The organism is Oleiphilus sp. HI0132, from assembly GCF_001635845.1.
This window is the reverse complement of record NZ_LWGJ01001690.1, coordinates 1-1131: the sequence shown is the minus strand read 5'-3', so window position 1 is coordinate 1131 and position 1131 is coordinate 1. Positions and strand designations below refer to the sequence as shown.

The 1131-nt window shown below is 49.4% G+C and carries 1 protein-coding gene; it reads right to left on the bottom strand.

Translation table 11 applies throughout. The annotated features are described in order from the left end of the window. Positions 1-1131, bottom strand: a 1131-nt coding sequence (locus A3766_RS25900; RefSeq protein ID WP_156509151.1) for an HAD-IC family P-type ATPase, incomplete at both ends; no start/stop codon positions are given.

The following is a 1131-nucleotide window of genomic DNA, read 5'->3' as shown; positions in this document are numbered from 1 at the left end:
GTCAAAGGCACACTCGGCAACGCGCGGAAGCGATTTCTCAAGTTCTGTTTTTAGGAAGCCAGCTTGGGCTGCGCAGTTGAACAAGGCTAGCTCTGTCGGTTCGCCACTAGACTGCTCTATCTCGCGACTAACCCTGACATCATTGTTGAGCGAGAGCACATGTGCAAGGTGCGAGCTTTGAGCCAAACTGTTCAGGGCGTAAGGTTTGCTTTCAGGTGTAATTAGCTTGTCTACGTGCATTTTGTTCTGAGTGAGAGTGCCGGTTTTATCAGAGCAGATGTAGCTAACCGAGCCTAAGGTCTCGACAGAAGGTAGGTTACGCATCAAGGCATTAATCTTGATCATTTTTGCTGCCCCTAAGGCTAAGGCAATACTTACAACAGCAGGTAGGGCTTCGGGAATGGCTGCCACAGCTAGGCTAATACCGGTTAGCAGCATTAATAACCAGGGTTCACCCCGAATAAGGCCAAGGACAATCACAACCAGGCATATAAACACAATACTGATAGCGAGACGCTTACTGAATAGGGCTAGCCTATTCTGGAGTGGCGTATGGCTCTGTTTAGCGCTTTTTAGCAATGAGGCTATTTTCCCCAGCTCGGTTTCCATGCCTGTGGCAGTGACAATGCATTGAGCTGAGCCCCTGTTGATCTGAGTGCCTTTGAATAGCATATTGCTGCGCTCAGCGAGCAAGGTATCTTCGTGTTCAAGTGCTTCGACACGTTTATCAACACCAAGAGATTCACCTGTCAGTGATGATTCATCACACTCAATATCCTTGCCCTCGACAAGGCGAACATCGGCAGGCACTACGTTGCCGGCCTCCAGGCTAATAATATCGCCAGGGACGAGTTGCGTGCTGGAAATAGTCTGCCATTTGCTATCGCGTAAAGTCAGCGTCTCGAGTGTCGCCATGGCTCTAAGAGAAGCCATCGCTTTTTCAGCCCGGAATTCTTGAAAAGCGCCCAATATTGCATTGAGGCCAATAATACAAAGGATAATAAGTGTATCCACGGCTTCACCGACTAGACCGGAAATCGCCGCCGCGCAGAGTAGCACCATAATCATTACATCCTGAAACTGAGCCATGATCACCTTCCACCAAGGGCGGGTGTTGGCCTGTTCCAGAAT